This is a genomic window from Brucella sp. IR068, assembly GCF_049065885.1.
Taxonomy (GTDB): Bacteria; Pseudomonadota; Alphaproteobacteria; order Rhizobiales; family Rhizobiaceae; genus Brucella; species Brucella intermedia.
The window spans coordinates 25,240-50,253 of sequence record NZ_JBAKHE010000011.1 but is presented as its reverse complement, the minus strand read 5'-3'; the positions used below and the strand labels follow the sequence as shown (position 1 = coordinate 50,253).

Below are 25,014 nucleotides of genomic sequence, written 5' to 3'. Positions count from 1 at the left end.
TTACGCTCCGTAAACGAGCTTGTCCTGACGCGCGCGCAGCTCGGCAATCCTGGAACCGGGAGCCACAGCCGCGTTATCGTAGGTGATGAGCTCGCCCTTTTTGATCGGCCTGGTCACGCTGCCACCTTGCAGAAGCCCGCAGGGGATCGCATGCGCGCTACGCGCTTCGCCTGAGGTCATGATCCACGCGCGGTAGCAATATTCGCCAATCGCATCGAGCTTTTCGCCTGGCTGCATGTCCTTCTTTGCAACCGCAGCCACTTCCGCGACCGGCTTTGAAAGCGGCACCATGTCCGGCTTGCCGTAGAGCACCACCCGGGCACAGGTGAGCGGCACTTCGAGGGAAGTCAGGTGATATGGACGATGGAATGTGAAATATGGACCCTTGCCCATCTTCAAATCTTCCATACGCTCGGAAATACGCGGATGCGACATGTCGGCCACGACAAACACGCCCGGAGCTACGCCCTTGCCGATCGAATAATCGACCACGCCGACCTTCGACAGCACGCCGCCGTCCTTTTCAGGAATCAGTGTCTTGTTGAGCTGATCCAGCGTTGCAGCAGGGCCATGCATGCCAGCCTTATCCGGGACAAGACCCGTGGCATTGGCAATGGCGGCCATTTCGACCATGGTTTTCGAACCATCCACGAATTCCACCAACATGCGCACATTCATGTTTCGGCGCGTGGCTTCTTCAATATATTGGTCGGGAACAGCATCGATGTTGAGGGGATTGTTCTTGCCCTTTCCTGCAGCCACAATCGGATGGCCCATCGCCGTCACAAACTCGATCAGTTCCATGCATGACGACGGCTCATCGCCGGCACCCAGTGAATAGGTGACGCCGAGACGTTCGGCTTCCGCTTTCAGGTAAGCGCCGATCGTGACGTCAGCTTCGACATTCATCATGACGAGATGCTTGCCGTGCTCCATGGCGCGCAGGCCGATTTCGGCGCCGACAGCCGGAACTCCGGTCGCATCGATCACAACATCAATAAGGTCGTTTTCAAGGATCAGATCGGCATTGTCGGTTACGGCGACCTTGTGCGCCTCCATGGCGGCAGTCAGATCGGAAGCGGTCGAAACCTCGCGGCCATGGCCTTCTTCCTGGAAAGCAATATCGACCGCTTTCAGGGCATTGGGAATACGCAGTTCGGAGATGGCGCCGATTTCGATGCCGGGCATATGCGCGACACGCGTGACGATATCCGTGCCCATCTCGCCCGAGCCGATCAGGCCGATGCGAATGGGCCGCCCACTATCCGCACGCGCCTGCATGTCACGCGCCAAACCTGTCAACGCCACATTGGTTGCCATCGTTTCCTCCTGAACCTCCCTGCAAAAATTCTCGCAGTCTCCTCTGATACCCTATGGATTAATGAACATTTGTTTTTAAGTCAATACCAGTGTTCATTAAGGGGCCGCAAGCCGGAGCATCCAGATGCCATATTGTTATTCAACTTTGGTTTGATATAGAATACAAATGTTCTGCCGTTTCGCCCGGTTCACTTTTTGAAACGTCGATACGTGCGAGCTAATAATGGCGTTCTGTTAGCTCGGCGCACTTTGGGAAAGTGCCCCGGGGGGAGGAGAAATAAATGGACGCATTTCTGAGCGGGTTGAAATCGGCAATCGATACATTGGGGGCAACGGTTCTGCTGCCGATTGTCATCTTCATCATTGCCGTCGTACTTGGCGCAAAAGTGGGCAAGGCCTTCCGTGCAGCCGTGACCATCGGCGTGGCTTTCATCGGTATCAATCTGGTTCTGGGCCTGATGTTCACCTCTATCGGTGAAGTGGCGCAGGCAATCGTCACCAATACCGGCATCAAGCGCGATATCGTCGATGTCGGGTGGCCTTCGGCTGCTGCAATCGCCTTCGGCTCGTCAGTGGGCTTATGGGTCATTCCGGTCGGCATTCTCGTCAACATCGCGCTTCTGCTGCTACGCTGGACACGCACGCTGAATGTGGACGTGTGGAATTTCTGGCACTTTGCCTTTGTCGGCTCACTGGTCGTCGCTGCAACCGACAACCTTGCCTATGGCATCATCATTGCAGCGCTCGTTGCCGCTCTATCGCTGTTGTTTGCAGACTGGTCAGCGCGCGCCGTTCAGCAATTCTATGGCGTGCCGGGCGTTTCCGTGCCGCATCTGGCTTCCGCGCAGATTCTGCCGATTGCGATCATCCTCAACTGGATCATGGACCGCATTCCCGGCATCAACAAAATCAATATCAGCACCGAAACCATCGAACGCCGCTTCGGCGTGTTCGGTGAACCGGTCGTGCTCGGCCTCATCATCGGTCTGGTGCTCGGCCTCATAGCATTTTACAATGCGGGCGATTTCGGAACTATCCTGGCAAAGGTTCTCGGCACCGGCATGACGCTTGCCGCAGTGATGCTGCTTCTGCCGCGCATGGTCAAAATCCTGATGGAAGGACTGTTGCCGGTATCGGACGCGGCGCAGGAATTCGTGCGCAAGCGCACCGGCGACCGCGAACTTCTCGTCGGCCTCGACTCGGCTATCCTCATCGGGCATCCGGCGGCGATTTCGTCCTCGCTCATTCTCGTGCCGATTGCGATCATCCTGTCGGTCATCCTGCCGGGCAACCGCGTGATCCTGTTTGCCGACCTCGCCGTCATTCCGTTCATCGTCGCCATGACTGCACCGCTCCTGAAAGGAAACGTGTTTCGCATGGTCGTCGTCGGAACGATTACGCTGGCCATCGGCTTCTATGTCGCCAATGCTCTCGCACCGTTGTTCACCAGCGCTGCCGTTTCATCGGGCTTCAAGCTGCCTGAAAACGCCCTGCAGATTACGTCTGTGGTCGACGGTTTCCTGTGGGTGCCATATGTCATCATCTCGGCCATCCAGTGGCTCGGTGCCATTGGTATCGCTGTGATCGCCGTGGTCATTGCAGCACTTTTCATGCTCTATCGGCGCAACACGCTGGCATGGGAACGCGCCGCAGGTGCGGAGGACGAACCGGCGGACGAAATTGCTGCCTGATGGCAGCGGTGATCGGCGCAGAAATCAAAGTCGCACGTCGAGATCGACGTGCGATCTTGTCTAAAACGGAGAATGCAATGGCAGCTGGCCTGATAGATTTTCTCGACCCGCAAGCGATTGAGCTTCAGAGCGAAGCGAAAACCAATGAAGAGATCATCCGCATCCTGGCGGGTAAACTGGAGAAGCTCGGTTATGTGAAGCCGAGCTATGCCGATGCCGTTGTCAGTCGTGAACTGTCGATGCCCACGGGACTGCCGCTTGAGCGCGACGAGAATGTTGCCGTGCCTCACACGGACCCCGAGCATGTCCTCAAGGCCGGAATTGCCCTGGCGACGCTGAAATCGCCGATTGAATTTGCCAATATGGAAGACCCAGAAGAAGCTGTTCCTGTGGGATATGTCTTTCTGCTTGCCATCAACGACAAGGACAAACAGATTGAAACCCTGCAACAGATCATGGCGACCATACAGGATGCTGATGCACTCGACAGGTTGAAAGCGGCGCGCACGCTGGAAGACGTTCAAACCGCGCTGCAATGAAGCGTCTCCCGAGAGCTGTTTCACAGTTTTAGGAAAAGATGCGTGGTTCAAAACAAACGGGGAGCGCGGTCGCACTCAATCAGGCCGCCTCCGCTCTTAATGAATGAACTTGGAGGAACCCATGGCCAGAATAAAAACAATTCTCTTCGCTTGCGGCACGGGTGTAGCGACATCCACGGCGGTGAACGCGACCGTTACCGAAGAAATGAAAAAGCGCGGGCTCACCTTCAATGCCCAGCAGGCAAAAGCGACCGAAGTTGCTTCGCTGGCCGACAATGTGGATTTCATTGTTTCCACCACGCCTATCTCAGCCTCGGTGAACAAGCCTGTCATCAAAGGATTGCCCTTCCTGACCGGCATCGGCAAGGATCAGGTTCTCGATCAGATCGAGGCTGAACTGCGCAAGTAACATCCTGACGATCCGCGGGCGTCGTCTGGAAAGGAGCGGTCATGCCGCTCCTTTCCAGTTTTGGCGCTCAGAAAGCCTGCTCGGGCATCCGCGGCAAACTCGTCAGAAGCTTTCTGGTGTAGCTATGCTGCGGGTCGGAAAGAATATCCCGCGTATTGCCCTGCTCCACGATCCGGCCCTTTTCCAGAACGATCAGCCGTTCACATAGCAGGGCGACCAGCGCAATATCGTGCGACACCACCACGAAAGTGGTCCGTTCTGAAAGTGAGCGCATGAGTTCGATAATGCGGGCGCGCGTCGTGAGGTCGAGAGCGCTCACCACCTCGTCGGCGATGATGAGGTCGGGCTGCGAGACGATCGCCCGGGCAATGGCGATGCGCTGGCGCTGGCCGCCGGAAAACTCGTGCGGATAGCGGCGAGCCGCATCCGCAGGCAGATCGACGGAAGCAAGCGCCTGCGCAACTGCCTGCGCAATATCGGTCTGGATTTTCAGGGATCGCAGCGGTTCCGCGATAATGTCGAATACGCGCTGACGCGGATCGAGCGATGAATAGGGATCCTGAAACACCGCCTGGACGGAACGGCGGAAGTCGCGCATGAAACTGCGATTGCGGATATCCAGAGGATTGCCGCGAAACGAAACATCCCCAGAAGAGGCGCGCTGCAATCCGAGCAGCAATTTCAACATGGTCGTCTTGCCCGACCCGGACTCACCGACAATGCCGAGATTGCTTCCGGTCTCAAGCTTCAGATCGACATCGTGCAGGACCGTCTTGCCGCCTGTATAAGCGAAGGAAACGCGCGAAAGATCCATCAACGTCATCGCGCAACCTCCAGCGCAGCATCGAACGCCCGCGCAGCAGACACGAGCCCCTGCGTATAGGGTTGCTGCGGGTTGGTGAAGAGTTCCGCGACCGGGCCTTCTTCTATCAGCTGTCCCTGCCGCAGAACCAGCGCACGTTCGGTAACGGTGGCGACCACCGGCAGATCGTGGCTGATGAACAGAAGCCCCATCCCCTCGTCCCGCACCAGCTGTTCCAGCAGTTTCAAAATCTCGGCCTGCGTGGTCACATCAAGCGCTGTCGTCGGCTCGTCTGCAATCAGAAGCTTGGGGCGGCAGGCAAGAGCCATGGCGATGGCTGCGCGCTGGCGCTGGCCGCCCGATATTTCATGCGGCCAGGAGCGGGCAATACGTTCCGGGTCTGGCAGCGATACGCGTTCCAGAAGTGCATGGACCTTTGCGTTCAATTCACTCTTTCCCAGCCTGCGGCCATCTCTTGCGGCGCGCCGGTGGACGACCAGACCGACCTGCTTGCCGATCCGCATCAGGGGATCGAGCGCCGTCATCGGCTCCTGAAACACCGTCGCGACGCTCTGGCCGCGTAACGGAACCAGATCACGGTCGCGCGCGCCGATGACCTGACGGTCATCGAGCATGACCGATCCGCTTGCACGCATCCCGTCCGGCAAAAGCCCCATGATTGCAAGTGCCGTCAGCGACTTGCCTGAACCGGATTCGCCGATCAGGCCGACCCGTTCACCCTGGCCGACAGACAGCGAAACGCCCGCGACCAGCGGCTTGCCGCCGGTTTCAATATGAAGATTCTCTACTTGCAGCAAAGCACTCAACGTCGCCTCCTCCGCGTCGGGTCCGCCACATCGCGCAGCCCGTCTGCGAACAGATTGAGCCCGATCACCAGCGACACGAGCGCCAGACCCGGCGCTATAGCGCCAAAGGGCGCCGTATAAACCGACGCCTGCGCTTCCTGAAGCAATCGCCCCCAGGAGGAGTTGGGCGGCGGAGCGCCGAGACCAAGATAGGAAAGCGATGCTTCGGCGATGACCGCCAGCCCGAACTGGAGCGCGAAATTCACGATCAATGTCGGCCAGATATTCGGCAGCACGTGGATGCGGACCAATCCGAACCAGGATGTGCCGGAAATACGCGAGGCGGTGATGTAATCCATCGCCAGAACGCGCTTGGCAAGGATGCGGGTCAGACGCGCCACGATGGCCGAACCGGCAATGCCGATGGCCACTATCGCTGTCGTGAGGCTGGCGCCATCGCTGGAAGCAACGATCAGCATTGCCAGCAGCAGCGTGGGGAAGGCTATCAGGATATCGAGCGTTGCAGCCAGAACGTCATCGAGCGTCTGTGTCGCAAAGGCTGCGAGGACACCAAGCGTCACGCCAATTACGGCGCTGATCGCGATGGCTCCGCAGCCGACGACAAGCGCAATGCGTGAACCGATCATGATTTGGGTCATCAGATCACGTCCCAGACGATCCGTACCGGCCCAATGCAGCCATGAAGGCGCTTCCAGTCGCCCGCCCACCATTTCGCCAACGCCGTATGGGGTCCACACCAGCGTAAGGAGAGCGACAACCAGATGCACTCCGAGCAGCAATCCTCCCGCGACCAGCGGCCACGGCAACCGGTAGGCTGGCTTGGGATGGGAAAGCTCCATTTGCACAGGTTCCGTCATGCTCCGCCTCCCGCTGATCGCTGGCGCAGACGCGGGTCGATCAGCCGTTGCAGCAGGTCCGCGGCAAAGCCCACCAGCAGCACCAGAAGCGTAGAGACGAACAGCACACCCTGAACGTTGGGATAGTCGCGCTGCTCTATGCCCAGCAGAAGCATCGAGCCGAGGCCGGGAAGCGAAAATACGCGCTCGACCACAACCGCACCCAGCAATGTCGATGCAAGTTCGATCCCCAGAATGGAGATCACCGGCACCGCGCCGTTGCGAATACCGTGACGGATGAGCGCCTGTGAGAACGTCGCGCCAAGCGCCCGCGCGGTGCGAAGATAATCGCTGCCAAGCACATCCTGCGTGGCGGAACGAACATAACGGATCAACGATGCCGACATGACGATGGCAATGGTCGCAACCGGCAAGACAAGCGCCTGAAAAGCAGCAGGCGCCGACTGCCATCCGCGCGATGGAAAGCCGCCGGAGGGAAACAACCGCAGCTTGACGGCAAAAATCCAGACGAGGAGAATCCCGATCCAGAAAACCGGCACGGCGATACCCAACTGGGAAACGACAGATATAAGCGATCCATACCAGCGGTTCTGGCGCACGACCGACAGGATACCGAGCGGTACCGCGACGATGATGGCAACGAGAAAGGCCATCAGCGTCAAAGGCACGGTCACGATCAGACGCTTGCCGATTTCGCTCAGAACGGGTGCTCCACTCACGAAGGAATTACCGAGATCGAAGCGCAAAAGACTGCCGATGAAGCGCAGGAATTGTTCATAGAGAGGCAGGTCCGACCCGACCTGTTTGCGCGCGGCCTCGATCTGCGCTGCATCCGCGCCTACGGAAACGAGCGCATTGGCAGGATCACCCGGCAACAGGCGCAACAGCAGAAACAGTACGATCGATGCGATGAGAACCGACAGGACCAGTATGGCCGAGCGGCGTATGACATAGGCGAAAATAGGGATTACCTCTCCGATGTGAGGGGCAGCGCTCAGCCCCTCATGCAAATGCGACAACGCCGCCGGAAAATAATTCAGGCGGCGCGGTCTGTCGAGTTCGTGTTCTCGATATCGACAGGCGGTTACTATTCCGCCTTCACGATGTCATAGGCGAAGAACTGCGAATTCAAGCCGTTGAGGGGGTAACCGCTGACCGATTTCTTTGAAACGACGATCTGCGGATAAAGGTAGAACCAGTTGCTTGCCGCGTCCTCGGCAATGATCTTGTTGGCCTCAGTCAGTTTTGCAGTCTGTTCGTCCGTGGTCGCGCTCGCCTCCGCTTCCTTGATGAGATCGACAACCTTCGGATTGTTATAACCCCAGTAGAAATCGGGATTGCCGTAGAAGACGATGTCGCGGTGGTTCACATGCTCCTGCAAGGTGGCCTGGAAATCATGGGCCTTGTAGACCTTCGTGTACCATTCATTGGCGGTAATGACGTTGATCTTGACCGTTACGCCGACCTTGGCCAGTTCGCTCTGGATAAACTGCGCGGCAATCGGGTGCGGGTCATAATTTGGCGTGTCGATGGTGAAGGTGAAGCCGTCTGGATAACCGGCCTCCTTCAAAAGCTCCCGGGCGCTTTCGGGATCATAGGCGTCGACCTTTGTAAGATCGACATACCACGGATCGGTCGGCGGCACGAAGGAGCCGATCAGCGTGCCATAATCGCCCCATACGGCCTTCAGCAGCTTTTGATCGTCGATGGCGCGAGCAAGTGCCTTGCGTACTTTCACATTGTCGAATGGCGCAACGCGGTCGTTAAAGGCTAGAAGCAGCTTGGTAGTAGATTGCCCTTCACTGACGGTGAAATCCGGATTGTCCTTGAACTGTGCCAGCGAATCCGGACTTTGGACCGACGTGATGATATCGACGGACCCGGTCAGCAATGCATTGTTGAGCGCGCTCGCATCGGTGAAATACTGGAACACCACCTCACCGTTTTTCGGCTTGGCTCCCCAATATTTATCGAAGCGCTTCATGGCCAGCGATGAACCGCGACGCCAGTCTTCCAGCTCGTAAGGTCCGGTTCCATCTTCCTTCGACTGCAAGTCCTTCGCTTCATCGTTCACCACCCATACATAGCTCAAATTGTATGGCAGGGAGATCGAGCGCGACGACAGCTTGACGACAACCGTCTCATCGTCAGGGGTCTCGATAGCCGAAATGGATTTCAGGCTGCTTTTGCGCGAGCTTTTCGATTCCGGCGCGGCAACGCGCTCGATGGAAAACTTCACATCCTTGGAAGTCAGCGGCGCGCCCGAGTGGAACGTCACGCCCGGTTGCAGCTTGAACGTATAGGTAAGCCCGTCATCGCTGACCTTGTAATCCTTCGACAGGACCGGCTCGACCTTTCCGTCATCGGCCAGCCGGAAGAGGGCTTCATAGACATTGCCGTTGAACGCTTCGTTGATGCCCTGCCCTGCGCCTGCCGTATTATCGAGGTTCTGCGGCTCATAGAGCGAACCTATATTGATTGTCGCGTCGGGGTCGCTTTCCTGTGCCAGCGCCTGGCCGAACGAACCCGCACCAAGGGCCACGGCCAATGCCGCACTCAGCCCCCAGTAGGCCAATCCCGATTTGCGATTGCGAATGTTGAAGCCGCCCATATTATTCTCCTGCGTGGAAAGCGCCCTTCCGGGCTCTCCGTCAGAGCATTTCCCGTTTTATCGGGAATGCTCTATCCATTTGTTTTTACGCTGTCTTATTTCGAAACCGGTACCGCTTTCGAGAAACATGCCTTGACGACGGTTATACCGCGACGGAGAGAGCATCGGTAAGCGGCGACACGATGAGATAGTGAGAATTATTAGAAATTTATTCTATAAAGAGTCAATCGATTGGATAAACCATCCGGACGCCAGCTCGGACCATCCGATATAAGCCACACCGACAAAGCACCAACCTCGAGAGATCAGCCATGAGCTATATGGACCGGCACCGCGCACAGGAACTGCTTACTGCGGAAGGCCTGGAGGCTTTGGTGCTTTTTCAGCCTGAAAACTTTCGCTATGCAACAGGGATTGCGGCGGGCGTGGCGACAATGTGGGGGCGCGCCGGCTCTGCCATAGCGCTTGTTCCGGCAGATGCCTCGACACGTTCAAGCACCATTATCAGCGACCAGGCTCTGGCGGCAGCTGGTACCACGACTGATGCCATCGACCTTCGCTCGCACAGAATCTGGATCGATGCCGTTACGGTTCATGGCGCGCGCACGATCGAGGACATTAACGCAGCCTATCGCGAGAGCGGCAATATCGGCCCGCGCCCGGAAACCTTCGACCAGAAGGCAGCCTTTCAGCTACTTGCCGACGTGATTGCCGAACGGGGCCTCGGGCGGGCGAGCATCGGGATCGACCTCGAATTCGTACCGGCTGCCGATTTTGAACGCCTGAAAGCAGTCCTGCCCTCGGTGCAATGGCGCGACGCCTCTCGCATCGTCAAGCAACTGCGCCTGATAAAGAGCGCCCGCGAGATCGAGTTTCTGCGCAATGCCGCCCGTTATGCGGAAGGCGGCTTGCAGAGAATGGCGGCGACAGCGCGGTCCGGCGTCACGGCGGCAGAGCTTTCCGACGCCTGGCTGGCCGGAGCGACAAGCGCCGCCGAAGCAAACGGAGAGCGCCTGTCAGGTCACTGGGCTTATATCTCGACCGGACCTGACCTTCAGAACCCGGCGGCGCAATTGGCGGAGGGCGGCCTCATCAAGGCCGATGTCGGCACACTGGTGAACGGCTATTCTTCAGATGGCGCGCGCACCTATGTCTACGGTGAGCCTGCGCCGCTCGCCAAGCAGATTTACGACGCGCTTTTTGAAACGTTCCATGCCGGTATCGCCTTGCTGAAGCCCGGCAATACATTCGGACAGGTCCACGAAACAATGCTCTCCACCATGCGGCGTCATGGTTTCAGCGAATATTATCGCGGCCATTTCGGGCATTCCGTCGGCTCCGCGCTCGGAATAGAGGAATGGCCCTTTATTTCGCATGCCAACACCATGGTCTTTGAACCCAATATGGTGCTGGCTGTGGAAGCGCCGTTCTACGCAAACGGCGTGGGGGCGCTGATGATCGAGGAACAATTCCTCATCACCGCAGACGGAGCGGAAACGATGAATACCCTTCCGCGCGAGCTTGTCTCGATAGGCTGACGTCAGCGGGTCTGCGACCGGCTTTGGTCGCTCATTAGTCGCGAAGCGAGGCCATGGTCGCCCCTCTTCATGAGCGCAACAATTATCTTCATTTGACTTTCCTTTTGTTTTCGATTTTCATTGTTTGGCTTTCACACTCGCAAAGGCTGAACGTGTGATCAGGTGGAGGAACATGTCAGTTGCTAATGCGCATGCCCTCTTCTTAGACAAAAGCTGCAAGCTATATGCTTATCCAAGTAATCCGCCTCGAGTTTGCTCGAGCATAGGCCGGGGCCCCATGGTTGCGCCTGCTGACTGGCGCGCATCGAGCACCTGGCCCGGGGTTGTGGTAAGGTGGGCGGAGCCTTTGGCGAAACACATCTTCGGCAGCGTTCGGAATGGCACTGGAATATGCATGTTTTCCGAAGAAGCACGGAAACGGCCTGCAGGACACAAGTTGCTCATAAGGGATAAGGCACAGCCCCTTGAAGTCCATATTGAGAGGATATGCCAATAAGCGCAATAATTCCGACGGTTGGAGGAGGCCTCGGGACATATGCTGGAACTGCGAAATATCTCGAAGACGGTCGGAGGAGCCACGCACATCCATCCGACAAATCTGGTCCTGCCACGCGGGAGCCTGAATGTGCTGCTCGGACCAACCTTGTCCGGCAAGACCTCCCTCATGCGCCTCATGGCTGGACTGGACAAGCCAAGCGAAGGCTCAATTCTGTTCGACGGACAGGATGTTACCGGCATGCCCGTCCAGAAGCGCAATGTGGCGATGGTCTATCAGCAATTTATCAATTACCCGGCCTTGACCGTTTATGAAAACATCGCTTCGCCGATGCGTATCGCAGGAAAGTCCCAGTCGGAAATCGACAGTGAGGTTCGCAAGGCCGCAGAGCTTCTGAAGCTGACGCCCTATCTTGACCGAACACCGCTTAACCTCTCCGGCGGCCAGCAACAGCGCACTGCGATTGCGCGTGCCATCGTGAAAAAGGCCGATCTCGTCCTGCTCGATGAACCGCTGGCCAATCTCGACTACAAATTGCGGGAGGAACTACGCGAGGAACTGCCGCGCATCTTTGCCGAATCCGGCGCTATCTTCGTCTACGCAACCACCGAGCCTTCCGAGGCGCTGCTGCTCGGCGGCAATACGGCTGCGCTTTCGGAAGGCCACATCACACAGTTTGGCAGAACAATCGACGTCTATCGCCGCCCGCTCGACCTCATCACAGCACGCACATTTGCCGATCCGCCTTTGAACACGGCTCGCATGGTCAAGTCAGGCGATCGTTTCCTGCGGGCGGATCGCCCGGCCATCGCCGTGCCGGGCCAACTGGCCCATATAAGTGACGGTCCGCTGACCATCGCGTTCCAGCCGCATCATCTGCTCGTCCGTCCAGCGGAAAATGCTACAGTTCCCATTCGGGCCCGCACGCTGGTGTCCGAAATCGCCGGATCGGAAAGCTTCATCCATCTCGATTACGAAGGCGACCGTTGGGTCATGCTGGCGCACGGTATCCAGATCATCGAACCGGACCGCGAAATCGAAGTCTACCTCGACACGCGGCATCTGATGGCATTCGATGAGACCGGTCGCGCCGTCGGCCACGCGGCCGGCTTGGCGGCATAGGAGGACGGCGATGGCACGTATCACTCTCGATCATATCCGCCACGCCTATAATGCCAAGGCGCAGGCCGCAGGCGAATACGCCCTGAACATGGTCAATCATGAGTGGGAGGACGGCAGTGCCTATGCGCTGCTCGGCCCGTCCGGTTGCGGCAAGACGACCCTGCTCAACATCATCTCCGGTCTTCTGAAGCCGACCGAGGGGCGCATTCTCTTCGATGGACAGGACGTGACCGGCCTGGCGACCGAGGACCGTAACATCGCGCAGGTCTTCCAATTTCCCGTCGTGTACGACACGATGACTGTTTTCGACAATCTCGCCTTTCCCCTGCGCAACCGTCGCATGCCGGAAGCGGAAGTGGAGCGCCGCGTGAAGGACATTCTCGAAATGACCGATCTCGGCGGCATTGCCGGGCGACGGGCACGCGGACTGACCGCGGATCAGAAGCAGAAGATCTCACTGGGTCGAGGTCTGGTACGCGCAAACGTCAACGCGATCCTGTTCGATGAACCGCTGACGGTTATCGATCCACATATGAAATGGGTCCTGCGTTCGCAGCTGAAGCGGCTGCACCGTCAATCGGGTTTCACCATGGTTTATGTAACGCATGACCAGACCGAGGCGCTGACATTCGCCGACAGGGTAGTGGTGATGCACAATGGAGAAATCGTGCAGATCGGCACGCCCGCTGAACTGTTCGAACGCCCCAAGCACACATTCGTCGGCTATTTCATCGGCTCTCCAGGCATGAACCTCATGCCCGCCCGGATTGACGGCCAAACTGCCAGGGTCGGCGCGCAAACCATCTCACTTTCTGGCATTCCTCAGATTGGCCATTCGACACAAATCGAGCTGGGCATCCGACCGGAGTTTGTAAAGCTCGGTCGTGAAGGCATGCCAATCCGTGTCGACAAGATCGAGGATATCGGGCGTTACCGCATCGTGCGCGCGGGCTTCGAGGGGCAGAAACTGGCAGTGGTGGTCGGCGAGGATGAGGACATACCCGCAGACCCGCGTGTGACCTTCGATCCGAAGGCTATCGGCATATTCGCGGATTCCTGGCGTGTGGGGATGGAGGGCTGACCATGGAGAAAAGCTGGAATAACAAAGCCTGGTTCATGGTCCTGCCGGTGCTGGTGCTGGTCGCCTTTTCCGCAGTCATTCCGCTGATGACGGTAGTGAACTATTCGGTGCAGGATACATTTGGCAATAATCAGTTCTTCTGGGCCGGAACAGACTGGTTCGAACAGATTCTTCACTCCAGCCGCTTCTGGGATGCGCTCGGGCGTAATCTCATTTTTTCGTTCATCGTTCTGGCTATCCAGATACCTCTCGGCATCCTGATTGCGCTCAACATGCCCAAAAAGGGTTTCTGGGTTCCGGTGTGCCTCGTCACCATGGCACTGCCCCTGCTGATACCATGGAACGTGGTCGGCACGATCTGGCAGGTTTTCGGGCGCAGTGACATCGGCCTGCTCGGCTATTACGCCAACTGGCTGGGGCTGGATTACAATTACGTCAACGATCCGTTCGATGCCTGGGTGACGATCATCCTCATGGACGTATGGCACTGGACCAGCCTCGTGGTGCTGTTGTGCTATGCAAGCCTCGTATCCATTCCCGATGCCTACTATCAGGCCGCAAGGATTGACGGAGCCTCGCGGTTCTCGGTGTTTCGTTACATCCAGCTGCCCAAGATGAAGCGCGTTCTCCTGATTGCTGTACTGCTCCGTTTCATGGACAGCTTCATGATCTATACCGAACCGTTCGTGGTGACGGGCGGCGGACCAGGCAATTCGACGACATTTCTGTCGATCGATCTGGTCAAGATGGCGCTGGGGCAGTTCGATCTTGGACCGGCGGCGGCCATGTCGTTGATCTACTTCCTTATCATCCTGCTGCTGTCATGGGTGTTCTACACCGTCATGACCAGCCACGATCAGGAGGCATGAGATGAACGCCGTACATGGAGCCTCTATGGGCCGCGTGAATGCGATTGCACCGGATGCCAGCGCCGTCAGACAGCACGTAAGCAGACGCGAGACGTCGCGGTTCGGCTGGCTTATACCGACAATCTACATCATATTGCTTCTGATCCCGATCTATTGGCTCATCAATATGAGCTTCAAGACCAATCAGGAAATCCTGACGTCGCTGACGCTGTTTCCGCATGAGCCGACGCTGCAAAACTATCGCGCCATCTTCACCGACTCCGCCTGGTACTCGGGTTATATCAACTCGATCATCTATGTTGTCATGAACATGGTGATTTCAGTCTCGGTGGCATTACCGGCGGCCTATGCCTTCTCGCGTTACCATTTCCTGGGAGACAAACATCTTTTCTTCTGGCTCCTGACCAACCGCATGGCGCCTCCGGCAGTGTTCGCCCTGCCGTTCTTCCAGCTCTATTCGGCATTCGGGCTCATCGATACGCATATTGCGGTCGCACTGGCGCATTGCCTGTTCAACGTGCCGCTGGCCGTTTGGATTCTCGAGGGCTTCATGTCCGGCGTACCGAAAGAAATCGACGAGACAGCCTATATCGACGGCTATTCGTTTCCAAAGTTCTTCGTGAAGATCTTCATGCCGCTGATCGCATCAGGCATCGGCGTGGCAGCCTTCTTCTGTTTCATGTTCTCATGGGTCGAGCTGCTGATTGCACGAACCCTCACGACCACGGACGCGAAACCCATCGCGGCCACAATGACACGCACTGTTTCGGCTGCCGGAATGGACTGGGGATTGCTCGCTGCCGCTGGCGTTCTGACGCTGATACCCGGCGCACTCGTGATCTGGTTTGTCCGCAATTACATCGCCAAGGGCTTCGCCCTGGGGAGGGTCTGACATGTTTCATCTGCCCGACTTCTCATGGATGGCCTGGACCTGGCAGACCGCCGCTTTTTTCTGCGGTATCGCCGCCCTGCTCGTTGGAATGGGTGTCTGGGAATATGCTTCCCCCGGAGGCGCACCACGCAACGGCATCCTGGGGTTCGAGACCACACGCGGCGACCGTCTGTTCATTTCGTTACTCGGCAGCGCATTCATCAATCTGGCATGGCTTGGACTGGTTGGTCCGAACCTGTGGTGGGCTGTCGCCCTCTCGGTGGTCTACGCCATTGGCGTATTTCGCTTTGTTTAAGGTGTCCGAAGCGGAATACGTCCGCTTCATGCAGTAGTGGGCCCGGGGGACATACCGCGCCCGAAAGTCGATATGCACTCGCAAGCTTTGGGAGGATCAACATGCGACGGCATCTAATGACGACTACGGCACTCATCGTGCTGGCAATGACAGGCGCAGCTTCAGCAGGAATGGATGAGGCAAAGCAGTTTCTCGACAAGGAAATCGGTGACCTTTCATCCCTTTCGCGCGCCGACCAGGAAAAGGAAATGCAATGGTTCATCGATGCAGCCAAGCCCTTCCAGGGCATGGACATCAAGGTCGTTTCCGAATCCCTGACCACCCACGACTATGAATCCAAGGTGCTGGCCCCCGCTTTTACCGCCATTACCGGTATCAAGGTCACGCACGACATTATCCAGGAAGGGGATGTCGTCGAGAAAATCCAGACGCAGATGCAGACCGGTCAGAATCTCTATGACGGCTGGGTCAACGACTCCGACCTCATCGGCACGCACTGGCGGTACCAGCAGGTCCGCAACCTGACCGACTTCATGGCCAATGAGGGCAAGGACGTTACCAATCCGGGCCTTGATCTGGACGATTTCATCGGCAGCAAGTTCACCACCGCTCCCGACAAGAAGCTCTATCAGCTTCCCGACCAGCAATTCGCGAACCTCTACTGGTTCCGTTACGACTGGTTCAACGATGAAAAGAACAAGGCCGACTTCAAGGCGAAGTATGGTTATGACCTTGGCGTTCCCGTTAACTGGTCGGCATATGAGGATATTGCCGCGTTCTTCACCGGTCGCGAAATCGATGGCAAGAAGGTCTATGGCCATATGGACTATGGCAAGAAGGACCCGTCACTCGGCTGGCGCTTTACCGATGCGTGGCTTTCCATGGCCGGCAACGGTGACCGGGGCTTGCCGAACGGCCTGCCGGTCGATGAATGGGGCATCAAGGTCGATGACCAGTCGCGTCCGGTCGGTTCGTGCGTCGCACGCGGCGGCGACACCAACGGACCAGCTTCAGTCTATGCGATCCAAAAATATCTGGACTGGATCAAGGCCTATGCTCCAGCGGAAGCGCAAGGCATGACCTTCTCCGAATCCGGTCCCGTTCCTTCGCAGGGCAACATCGCCCAGCAGATTTTCTGGTACACGGCATTCACTGCGGACATGGCCAAACCAGGTCTCCCCGTCGTGAATGAGGACGGAACGCCGAAGTGGCGCGTTGCCCCCTCGCCGCACGGTGTTTACTGGAAAGACGGCATGAAGCTTGGCTATCAGGACGTTGGCTCCTGGACGCTGATGAAGTCCACGCCAGATGACCGCGCCAAGGCCGCGTGGCTCTATGCGCAGTTTGTCACGTCGAAGACAGTCGATGTGAAGAAGAGCCATGTGGGACTGACCTTCATCCGCGATTCCACGATCCATCATCAAAGCTTCACGGATCGCGGACCGAAACTTGGTGGTCTGGTCGAGTTCTATCGTTCTCCGGCCCGCGTGCAATGGTCGCCGACCGGCACTAACGTACCCGACTATCCGAAGCTGGCTCAGCTGTGGTGGCAGGCGATCGGCGATGCGTCTTCCGGCGCAAAGACGGCACAGGAAGCGATGGATTCCCTTTGCGCCGAACAGGAAAAAGTCCTCTCTCGTCTGGAGCGCGCCGGGGTTCAGGGTGACATCGGACCGAAGCTCGCCGAGGAACATGACATCGAGTTCTGGAACAAGGATGCCGTTTCCAAGGGCAATCTCGCTCCGCAGCTGAAGATCGAAAACGAGAAGGAAAAGCCAATCACCGTCAATTACGATGAACTGGTCAAGAGCTGGCAAAAGTAAGGCTGGTAAAAAACTTCATCGGTCGGCCTGTTACGCCGACCGGCGACCCACGTCGGATTGTTTCGCGGTAATGGGGTCTCAAGATTAGGCCCTTATTTCACAAACCACTTAATTGCAGTCCTTTACGATATATAATTTTAAATATACTTACATTGACAAGAAAAACTGCATGATATCCTATTCTGATGCAGCGTTTTACCCACGCGACTTACCATAGAGGGAGGACAGAATGGATATCAGGCCGTCTATCTTTGCCTGGACTTTGACTTGCTCGCTGGCAGTATCCGGCGTCGCATTCTCGCAGGAATCCCGCACAAAAGTTATTCTGGACGCGGACATGGTCGAACTCTTCGACGATGGCACCGCCATGCTTCTGCTTGAGCGGGCTCCCAACATCGACCTGCTCGGCGTGACGGTCGTGTCCGGAAACACGCCCATGCCGGCCGGCGTGGCCGCGGGTGTCCGACAGTTGGAGGCGCTTGGCTCCGACGTGCCTATCTATGAAGGCAGCCGATACGGCATTCGCAACTGGCGAGGGAACAAAGCCACGCCGGAAGTGCTCGCGGCAGAATTGCAGATCAGCCCCATCACCGGTTGGGGCGGCTATCTGCGACCGGATGCGGGCAACGAGATCGATGCCGACCCCACGGCAAAATGGTCCGACGTTTACAAACACAAATATGGCGAAGCGCCATCCTACAAGCGGGTTTATGGCCTGGATAATCCCGACCCGGATGGCAACAGGGACGCCGTCGATTTTCTGGTCGATACAGTCAATAAATATCCCGGCCAGGTCAAACTGGTAGCCATCGGCCCACTCACCAATATCGCACGCGCCATTCTCAAGGACCCAAGCTTTCCGTCGAAGGTCGCCGAAATCGTCTATATGGGCGGTGCTTTCTATGTACCCGGAAATTCGTCAGCATCGGCGGAGTTCAACTGGTGGGCCGACCCTGAAGCCGCCAAGATCAGCGTCCGGTCGAAATGGGGCGATCCAAATTCCGAAACTTTCAAGGCGTATGGAAATCAGGTGATTTCGGGTCTGGAGGCCAATGAACATACGGGCGGAATGCCGGAAGACCTCTATCGAAAAATGGTCGACGGCAGCGTTCCGGGCATTCAGAAACTCTGGCTTGCCCGGGAGGAGCGGATCAAGGCGGAAGGCGGAACCACTTTCGGGCCCGACAATGTATGGGACCTGTTTGCAGCCGCTTATGTCATCGACCCCTCGATTGTGCTCGCATGGAACAATGCGCCTCGTCCCAAGGATGGAACATCTGCGCCTGCTACCGGCGTTTATGTGGACGTGAACACTGAGATGGGCCTGGACTATGGCCGAAGCCTTGCGTTCACCAACAACGATATTGGAGGCAATGGTGAGGCAAGACGGGGACCGGTAGGCACTCAGAAGGCCGCCATTCAGAACTACATCGACGAAGACAAGTTCTGGAAAAAGATCGTTGTCCCCCTGACAACCGCCACAAAGAAATAGGCGTAATCCAAAACCCGGCGCGGTGCGAAACGCAAAACGCCGGGTTGAAGCCTTTCATGGTGCGGTCAGCGAATACGCCGCAACAACCTTTCGCGATAGGTATCGACAATAACCGCGAGGATGATCACCGTACCGATAATGATCGGTTTGTAATTGTCACCGATGCCGAGCAATTGCAGGCCGGTAGCCAAAACCTGCAGGATGCAGGCACCGGCCAGCGTCCCCACGATTGATCCCTTGCCGCCGAACAGGCTCGTCCCACCGATGATGACGGCTGCTATCGCGTTGAGTTCATAACCGACGCCAGCAATCGGGCTTCCAATGTTCAGCCGCAGCAGATAGACAATCGCAGCAATACCGGCGGTGACGCCGGAAATGACAAACGCAGCGATCTTGTATGCATCGGGATTATGTCCCGAAAGGCGCACCGCCTCGTCATTGGCGCCGACCGCATAGATCATGCGACCGAAAACCGTAAAGCGGAGAACGAACCAGCCGACAGCGATCACTGCCACCGCGATCAGGAAGATCGAAGGCAGGAAGCCACCGACTATCAGATTCCCGAAATCGACAAACCCTTGCGGAAGCCCGGTAATGGTGGAGTTGTTCGACACCACACGTGCCGCACCGGCGGCGATATTGAGCATGCCCAGCGTGACAATAAACGACGGGATTTTCCAGTAGGTCGACACCTTGCCGTTGATGAACCCGCAAAGCCCACCGACGGCAATGCATGCCAGAACGGCGAGCGGGATCGACAAGGCGGGCTCCAGACCGGAGGTCATGATAAGTGCGCCCACGACCGTGCATAAGGCAAGCACCGAGCCAACGGAAAGGTCTATGCCGCCGGTCAGAATAACGAAGGTCATGCCTGCCGCAAGAACCGTGTTGATGGCGATCTGAACGAAAATCTTGAGCGCGTTGCCCGGCGTTGCGAAATAGGGCGCGGTGAAGGAAAATACCAGCGTTATCAGGATCAACGCCAGAAACACACCCGCATCACGCAGCAGGAAGCGCTTCAGTTTCTGGCGATCGACAGCGTCGGATTGTTGGACAGATGGAGAAGTGGGTTCCGTCATGCGTGAACATGCTCCTGATAAGCGAGCGAGAGAATACGTTCCTGGTCGAATTGCGACCGGTCAAGTTCCCCCACCAGTTTGCCGTTGGAGAAGACGATGATGCGGTGACACATGCCGATAAGCTCGGGCAGGTCCGAGGAAATCATGATGATTGCCTTCTGGTTGGCGGCAAGCATCCACAGGAGTTGATAAATCTCGCGCCTGGCGCCGACATCAACCCCGCGTGTCGGTTCATCGAGTATCAGCGTGGACGACCCACGAAACAGCCATTTTGCCAGAACCACCTTTTGCTGATTGCCGCCGGAGAGATTACGCACCGGCGTGTCGATGGATGCCGTCTTGACGCGCAACCGCTCGACCAGCTCAGCCACGGCACCTTTCTCGACGCTACGGTCCAGCAGACCGCCATTCGAGATTTTTTTGAGGTCGGTGATCGTGGCGTTGATATAGACGGGCATATCCAGCAGAAGCCCCTGGGTCTTGCGATCTTCGGTCAGGAAGCCAAGGCCGTTGCGCACCGCATCGCGCGGATCACGGATGTCTACCGGCCTACCATCGATATCGATTTCCCCTGCCGATCTTGGATCGGCGCCGAAGATTGCGCGCATCACCTCGGTGCGGCCTGATCCGACCAAACCGGCGACGCCGAGAATTTCTCCATGGCGCACCGAAAACGAAACCGGCGGGGCGCCGTTGTTGCGCCTGACATTCCTCACCGACAAGGCGACGGTACCAGGCTTGATATCAGCATTGAAGCCGTATTCATCCGCGATGTCGCGGCCGATCATCATGCGCACCAGATGCGGCACGCTCAACCCCTGCAGGTCGCGTGTCTCCACCAGCCGCCCGTTGCGCAACACCGTTACGCGGTCACCGATCTCGAAGACCTCGTGCAGACGGTGTGAGATGTAGATGATGGTGACGCCTTTCGCCTTCAGGCGCTTGATGATCGCAAACAGCCGCTCAATTTCCGGTGGCGTCAACGTCGCCGTCGGCTCGTCCAGAACCAGTAGTTTGCTGTCATAACCAAGCGCCTTGGCGATTTCGACCAACTGCATTTGCGCAACGCCCAGCTCCGAGACCGGCATCCGCGGATCGACCGCCAGACCTACCTCGGCGAGAAGCTCTTCGGCGCGCCGGTTCAGCCTTGCCCGATCCATGATCCCAAAGCGCCTCGGAAGGCTTTCCAGCATCAGGTTTTCGGCGATGGAAAGATGCGACAGCAAGTTGAGTTCCTGATGAACGATGCGAATACCCTGAACCTGCGCGTCGTGCGGGGTCTTTGGGTTGTAGGGCTGGCCGTTCAGAAAAATCTCGCCGGAATCGGGCTGATATATGCCGGCGAGAAGCTTGATGAGGGTGGACTTTCCGGCGCCGTTTTCGCCCAGGATGATATGTGTCTCGCCGCGCTGCAGTTCCAGCGTGATACCGTTCAACGCAACCACACCCGGAAAGGTCTTGCCGACATTTTCCAATCTTAAAATGGCGTCGGCTGACTGCATGTCTTTTCCTGCCTGCCGGGTGAAGCGGAGCGGCGCTTGGAGCGCCGCTCTATGATTGGCATGTTTCAGAGATCCTTGGCGGTGATGAGTTTGATATCCGTCTTGACCCAGCCGGAAAATTTCTCGCCCGCCAGCTCCTTGAGACCGTAATCAATGCCCATGGCTGCCATCTGCGCCCCGAACTGATCGACAGTGGCAAGCATCTTGCCATCCTTGATCAACGGCTGGACGGCGGGAATATTGTCGAAGCCCACCACCTTGATCTGCCCCGATTTTCCAGCGGCATCCAGCGCCTTCACCACGCCGAGCGCCATGGAGTCGTTGGCTGCCATCACGCCTTGAATGTCCTGATATTGCGTCAGGAAATTGGTCATCAGCGTGTTGGCTTCTTCCGTTTCCCAATGCGCCGTCTTGGAATCGAGCAGCGTCAGGCCGCCCTCGGCCACGGCATCGTCAAACCCCTTCTTGCGTTCCTTGGCGTTGTCGGCCTCGGGATTGCCTTCGAGGATAACCACCTTGCCGCCCTTGCCCAGTTCCTTGGCAAGCGCCAAGCCTGCGAGCTTTGCACCCTCGCGGTTATCGGGACCGAAAAAGGCAAGATCGACACCGGCCTGCTTTTTCGCCTCCTCATCCAGCGCCACGTCGATGTTGATGACCTTGATGCCGGCTTCCAGAGCCTTTTTGACCGGCGTTACCATCGCCTTGGAATCCGCCGGAGCCAGCACGATCACATTGAACTGCTGCGTGACGAAATTCTCGACTGCATCGACCTGTGCGGCGAAATCCCGTTCATCCTTCATTCCGACAGCGGCGAAAGAGAACTTGTCGGTGTTTTTGGCGGCATAGTCCTCGGCACCTGCCTGCATCTGCTTGAAGAACTCATTGGCGAGCGACTTCATGACCAGACCCACTTTGGGCTTGTCCGCGGCAAAAGACGGCAAGGACGGTAGAAGCAGAGCACCGGTGCCCAGTGCGCTCGATGTTATAAACTGGCGCCGTGAAATTGAAACCCGACCCAGTCCTGTAATAATTGAACTTTTAGTCATGAATTCCTCCCCTCACTTCAGTAAAAATCTGCCGTGTTACTGCAGCGTAGTGCTGTGTATGCAGTACTGTCAAGACGGCAAGATAGAGGGAAGCGTTCACGGTTCTGGCCCCATGACAGACCTGACACAGCAAAACCGATTGCACTTCTCATCACGATATCTTCGCAGTGTTAGAAGGAGTTGACCGCCACCACGGGAACTGGTGACGCACTTATCGGTTGATGTCGACGGCGGGCGTGAAACGAGCAAGGATAACTGCCATGTACAAGTTCCCGGCAATCGCAGCTTTGGTACTATCGGCTTTCATTCCAACTGTTCCCGCACATGCGCAGAGTATTGAAATCGGCCCAAACGGTATCCAGGTCAATCCGGATGGAGATCGACGTTACGGTCGCGAGGAAATCAGCGAACGCAGGGCCGCCCGGATCGCGCGCAGCGAAGGGATGGATGAAGTTGAAAGCATCTCAAGGCGCAGAAACGTTTATGTTGTCCGAGGACTGGACCGTCGCGACGACGAGATGCGTGTTGTCATAGATCGTCGCACCGGCGAAGTCCTTGAGGTGCGCTAGCCGTGCGAAAAGACGGTTGGCGAGAGCGATCAAAAAGCGGCTCCCATGAGCCGCTCTTGCCTGAATAGTCCAGGGATCGCACGGGTTCCGCCCACAGCGCCTCCTGTCGGGGCCGCCCGCCGGCAACGACGGCGTAGACTCGGTCACTCAGCGTGAATGAACCTTTTCGTTAGGTTTTTGTTAACCATGCTGGAGGACATGGCCATGCAGTTGATTTTTTGGATTGAGATCGTAGCGATCCTGGCCGTCAGCGCTGTCGTTTTCGGTATTACCTGGATCGAAACCCATAAGAAGTGAACCAGCTGACCGGGATCGCTTCGAGAGTGTGCCCCTTGGACGCAGCTCCGTTCGTGCGCGCCAAATTTAACACGGTTGAGTTAGCGCCCAAACTGCGTCAAGGTATGAGGCATGTTCGATTGGCCACTCATATTTGTCAGCCTGCTAGCGATTGGTGTGGCGGTATTTCTAATCTACTGCTTGTGGGTGATTGTTTTTGCAAAGCCGGACGGGGAACCCGTCGAGCCCACGACCCTCGACACGGTCGATATGCTCCCTTTCATGAATCACGACGCTGATTGATACCCCTTCGAGCCATACGGCCTGAAATCTGTTCGGTTACAGCTGGACCGTGAGTTTTTTCCTTGTTCCCCCGAGGTTTTGGCATTAAATGCCTCGTTTCCCGGACGCTTGCGGTGCTAAAAATTCTCCAGCAAGAAATGGAATTGGTCTTAAAAACTGCGCCCGAAACATACCACGACAAGAATGTAATTTCGTACGGTTTACACCACGATTCTATCATAAACGGACGCCACGATCAGCTCTATATCTTGCCATCGGAGATGCAGACCATGATCCACTCGACACCCAATACAGTCGCACCGGAAGCCGGTTTTCATGCTTTTGGCAATTCTGGCATGCTTCGGGAATTGCAAGCGAAAGTCGAAGACGCCAAGCGCAAGGCGAATAGCAGCCTGCGCCGCGCTCGGTCCGCGCCCGGACCGCACGTGACGACGAACTCCATTTTCCTGTCACTCTATGAAGAACATCTCCGGGATCGGGAGTCGTTGTTTTCCTCGTTGCGGCAGCTGGACGATATGCGGAATGCGAGTACGCAGCATCGGGTCGCCGAATAAACCGTCAACCTCTGTTGCGTGGATGAAATCCATTGGGGCCGAAGCGCGTTTAATCCTGATAGGCGAGACTATCGCTGAAATTGCCGCTGAAATTGCGCCCGGCTTCGCGGGCGATATTGGCCACAAGCGTGATCAGGCGTGTCGCCGCGCTTTCGAGATAGATAGCGCTATAGCTGGTCGCGGGGAAAGCGGCGTTGGTATTCAACACCTGAAGCTCGCCCGTCCGAAGCTCTTTCTGGATCACCACGGGGGGAATGACGGAAATACCGACGCCCGCCGAAATCATGTTGATCGTCGTGGTGAGCGAGTTGGAATAGTGGACAGTTGCGTCTTTCAACCGCTCCTCGGTGAAGTAATTGATGATCTGCTGATAATTATAGGAGCCGCTCTCATAGGAAATGAGATTGCGGCCCAGTAGATCATCGCGCGACAGAACATCTTCCGCACCGCCCGGAAACTGGTTGCTGCGCGATATCCAGAACATGCCGAACGTGCATATGTCGACAATACGCAGATTGGGCGTCGGTTCGGGCTTGATCGCGAAAACGATATCGAGCTCCCGTTGCTCCAGCTTCTGCACGACCCCCTTCGAAGATGAGGTTGTGATCGAGATGCGTATCTTCGGATAACGCTGGCGCACAATATCGAGAATACCCGGCAATATGGTCATGGCAAGGCTTGGAACGATGCCGATCTTCAGCGTTCCTTCGAGCCCGTTTTGCGGGCTCAGGCTTTCCACCAGATCATGGTAACGCCGCACGACATCGCGCGCGCCCTCGACAAAAGCTTCGCCCTCCGCCGTCAGGTTGACGTCGCGCGCGTCGCGGTCGAAAAGCCGGAAACCGAGTTCCTGTTCCATGGCGCCGATACGATTGGATATTGCCGCCGGCGTCATGTTGAGGCGAGCCGCCGTCGCCCGGAAATTACGCAGTTCCGACAACCAGATCACCGTTTCCAGAAAACGGATATTCATGGACCGGCATGTCCCTTCCCATTTCAGTTACCCGCGCGCGTTTCTTGA

23 protein-coding genes are annotated in these 25,014 nt (G+C 57.1%); 13 read left to right on the top strand and 10 right to left on the bottom strand.

What is annotated here, in order from left to right; all coding sequences use genetic code 11:
• On the bottom strand, positions 1-1,320 hold the full coding sequence (locus tag ACOWVS_RS17655; RefSeq protein ID WP_006470088.1) for an NAD(P)H-dependent oxidoreductase: 1,320 nt from the start codon (positions 1,318-1,320) through the stop codon (positions 1-3).
• A gap of 281 nt (positions 1,321-1,601) precedes the next feature.
• On the opposite strand from ACOWVS_RS17655, the gene ACOWVS_RS17650 reads away from it, so the two are divergent.
• From ACOWVS_RS17650 to ACOWVS_RS17640, 3 genes are all read left to right on the top strand, one after another.
• Positions 1,602-3,011, top strand: a complete 1,410-nt coding sequence (locus ACOWVS_RS17650; RefSeq protein WP_006471856.1) for a PTS galactitol transporter subunit IIC — start codon at positions 1,602-1,604, stop codon at positions 3,009-3,011.
• A 77-nt stretch (positions 3,012-3,088) separates the two neighbouring features.
• The gene (locus ACOWVS_RS17645) at positions 3,089-3,550 is read left to right on the top strand and encodes a PTS sugar transporter subunit IIA (protein WP_036565264.1); all 462 of its coding nucleotides are present in this window, start codon (positions 3,089-3,091) and stop codon (positions 3,548-3,550) included.
• A gap of 121 nt (positions 3,551-3,671) precedes the next feature.
• A complete protein-coding gene (locus ACOWVS_RS17640; protein ID WP_006471854.1) occupies positions 3,672-3,959 on the top strand; it encodes a PTS sugar transporter subunit IIB in 288 nt (95 codons plus the stop codon).
• 67 nt (positions 3,960-4,026) lie between these two features.
• Here ACOWVS_RS17640 and ACOWVS_RS17635 read toward each other — a convergent pair whose 3' ends face one another.
• From ACOWVS_RS17635 to ACOWVS_RS17615, 5 genes are all read right to left on the bottom strand, one after another.
• Entirely contained in the window at positions 4,027-4,782 is a 756-nt protein-coding gene (locus tag ACOWVS_RS17635; RefSeq protein ID WP_006470085.1) for an ABC transporter ATP-binding protein, read from the bottom strand.
• Positions 4,779-5,588 carry an ATP-binding cassette domain-containing protein gene (locus ACOWVS_RS17630; protein WP_006470084.1) on the bottom strand — a complete coding sequence of 270 codons (810 nt, stop codon included), beginning with the start codon at positions 5,586-5,588 and terminating at the stop codon, positions 4,779-4,781. Before ACOWVS_RS17630 ends, ACOWVS_RS17635 begins: the two co-directional genes overlap by 4 nt.
• On the bottom strand, positions 5,585-6,445 hold the full coding sequence (locus tag ACOWVS_RS17625) for an ABC transporter permease (RefSeq protein WP_006470083.1): 861 nt from the start codon (positions 6,443-6,445) through the stop codon (positions 5,585-5,587). The genes ACOWVS_RS17630 and ACOWVS_RS17625 overlap by 4 nt, the downstream gene beginning before the upstream one ends.
• Complete coding sequence (locus ACOWVS_RS17620; RefSeq protein WP_085979591.1) at positions 6,442-7,407, bottom strand: ABC transporter permease; 966 nt, start codon at positions 7,405-7,407, stop codon at positions 6,442-6,444. The genes ACOWVS_RS17625 and ACOWVS_RS17620 overlap by 4 nt, the downstream gene beginning before the upstream one ends.
• A gap of 125 nt (positions 7,408-7,532) precedes the next feature.
• Positions 7,533-9,056: an ABC transporter substrate-binding protein gene (locus ACOWVS_RS17615; protein ID WP_006470081.1), complete on the bottom strand. Its 1,524-nt coding sequence runs from the start codon at positions 9,054-9,056 to the stop codon at positions 7,533-7,535.
• Positions 9,057-9,367: 311 nt separating this feature from the next.
• Between ACOWVS_RS17615 and ACOWVS_RS17610 the strand changes: the two genes are divergently transcribed.
• From ACOWVS_RS17610 to ACOWVS_RS17575, 8 genes are all read left to right on the top strand, one after another.
• Positions 9,368-10,594: a M24 family metallopeptidase gene (locus ACOWVS_RS17610; RefSeq protein WP_006470080.1), complete on the top strand. Its 1,227-nt coding sequence runs from the start codon at positions 9,368-9,370 to the stop codon at positions 10,592-10,594.
• A gap of 535 nt (positions 10,595-11,129) precedes the next feature.
• On the top strand, positions 11,130-12,212 hold the full coding sequence (locus ACOWVS_RS17605) for an ABC transporter ATP-binding protein (RefSeq protein WP_006471852.1): 1,083 nt from the start codon (positions 11,130-11,132) through the stop codon (positions 12,210-12,212).
• Positions 12,213-12,222: 10 nt separating this feature from the next.
• Positions 12,223-13,293, top strand: a complete 1,071-nt coding sequence (locus ACOWVS_RS17600) for an ABC transporter ATP-binding protein (RefSeq protein ID WP_006471851.1) — start codon at positions 12,223-12,225, stop codon at positions 13,291-13,293.
• 2 nt (positions 13,294-13,295) lie between these two features.
• Positions 13,296-14,162: a carbohydrate ABC transporter permease gene (locus tag ACOWVS_RS17595; protein ID WP_006470077.1), complete on the top strand. Its 867-nt coding sequence runs from the start codon at positions 13,296-13,298 to the stop codon at positions 14,160-14,162.
• A 25-nt stretch (positions 14,163-14,187) separates the two neighbouring features.
• A complete protein-coding gene (locus ACOWVS_RS17590) occupies positions 14,188-15,054 on the top strand; it encodes a carbohydrate ABC transporter permease (protein WP_006471850.1) in 867 nt (288 codons plus the stop codon).
• Position 15,055: 1 nt separating this feature from the next.
• The gene (locus ACOWVS_RS17585) at positions 15,056-15,349 is read left to right on the top strand and encodes a DUF2160 domain-containing protein (RefSeq protein WP_006470075.1); all 294 of its coding nucleotides are present in this window, start codon (positions 15,056-15,058) and stop codon (positions 15,347-15,349) included.
• 101 nt (positions 15,350-15,450) lie between these two features.
• Positions 15,451-17,172: an ABC transporter substrate-binding protein gene (locus tag ACOWVS_RS17580; RefSeq protein WP_006470074.1), complete on the top strand. Its 1,722-nt coding sequence runs from the start codon at positions 15,451-15,453 to the stop codon at positions 17,170-17,172.
• Between the two features lie 229 nt (positions 17,173-17,401).
• Entirely contained in the window at positions 17,402-18,664 is a 1,263-nt protein-coding gene (locus ACOWVS_RS17575; RefSeq protein ID WP_006470073.1) for a nucleoside hydrolase, read from the top strand.
• Positions 18,665-18,729: 65 nt separating this feature from the next.
• On the opposite strand, the gene ACOWVS_RS17570 is transcribed toward ACOWVS_RS17575, so the two are convergent.
• The 3 genes from ACOWVS_RS17570 to ACOWVS_RS17560 all read right to left on the bottom strand — a co-directional run bounded on the left by ACOWVS_RS17570 (position 18,730) and on the right by ACOWVS_RS17560 (position 22,291).
• Positions 18,730-19,743: an ABC transporter permease gene (locus ACOWVS_RS17570; protein ID WP_006470072.1), complete on the bottom strand. Its 1,014-nt coding sequence runs from the start codon at positions 19,741-19,743 to the stop codon at positions 18,730-18,732.
• Complete coding sequence (locus tag ACOWVS_RS17565) at positions 19,740-21,245, bottom strand: sugar ABC transporter ATP-binding protein (protein ID WP_006470071.1); 1,506 nt, start codon at positions 21,243-21,245, stop codon at positions 19,740-19,742. Before ACOWVS_RS17565 ends, ACOWVS_RS17570 begins: the two co-directional genes overlap by 4 nt.
• A 65-nt stretch (positions 21,246-21,310) precedes the next feature.
• Complete coding sequence (locus tag ACOWVS_RS17560; RefSeq protein ID WP_006470070.1) at positions 21,311-22,291, bottom strand: sugar ABC transporter substrate-binding protein; 981 nt, start codon at positions 22,289-22,291, stop codon at positions 21,311-21,313.
• A 260-nt stretch (positions 22,292-22,551) separates the two neighbouring features.
• On the opposite strand from ACOWVS_RS17560, the gene ACOWVS_RS17555 reads away from it, so the two are divergent.
• Positions 22,552-22,860 (top strand): PepSY domain-containing protein, encoded by a 309-nt coding sequence (locus tag ACOWVS_RS17555; RefSeq protein WP_006471848.1) that lies wholly within the window; start codon positions 22,552-22,554, stop codon positions 22,858-22,860.
• A 692-nt stretch (positions 22,861-23,552) separates the two neighbouring features.
• Positions 23,553-23,993 (top strand): hypothetical protein, encoded by a 441-nt coding sequence (locus ACOWVS_RS17550; protein ID WP_235691723.1) that lies wholly within the window; start codon positions 23,553-23,555, stop codon positions 23,991-23,993.
• Positions 23,994-24,042: 49 nt separating this feature from the next.
• On the opposite strand, the gene ACOWVS_RS17545 is transcribed toward ACOWVS_RS17550, so the two are convergent.
• Positions 24,043-24,966, bottom strand: a complete 924-nt coding sequence (locus ACOWVS_RS17545; protein WP_006470065.1) for a LysR family transcriptional regulator — start codon at positions 24,964-24,966, stop codon at positions 24,043-24,045.
• Positions 24,967-25,014 lie beyond the last annotated feature (48 nt).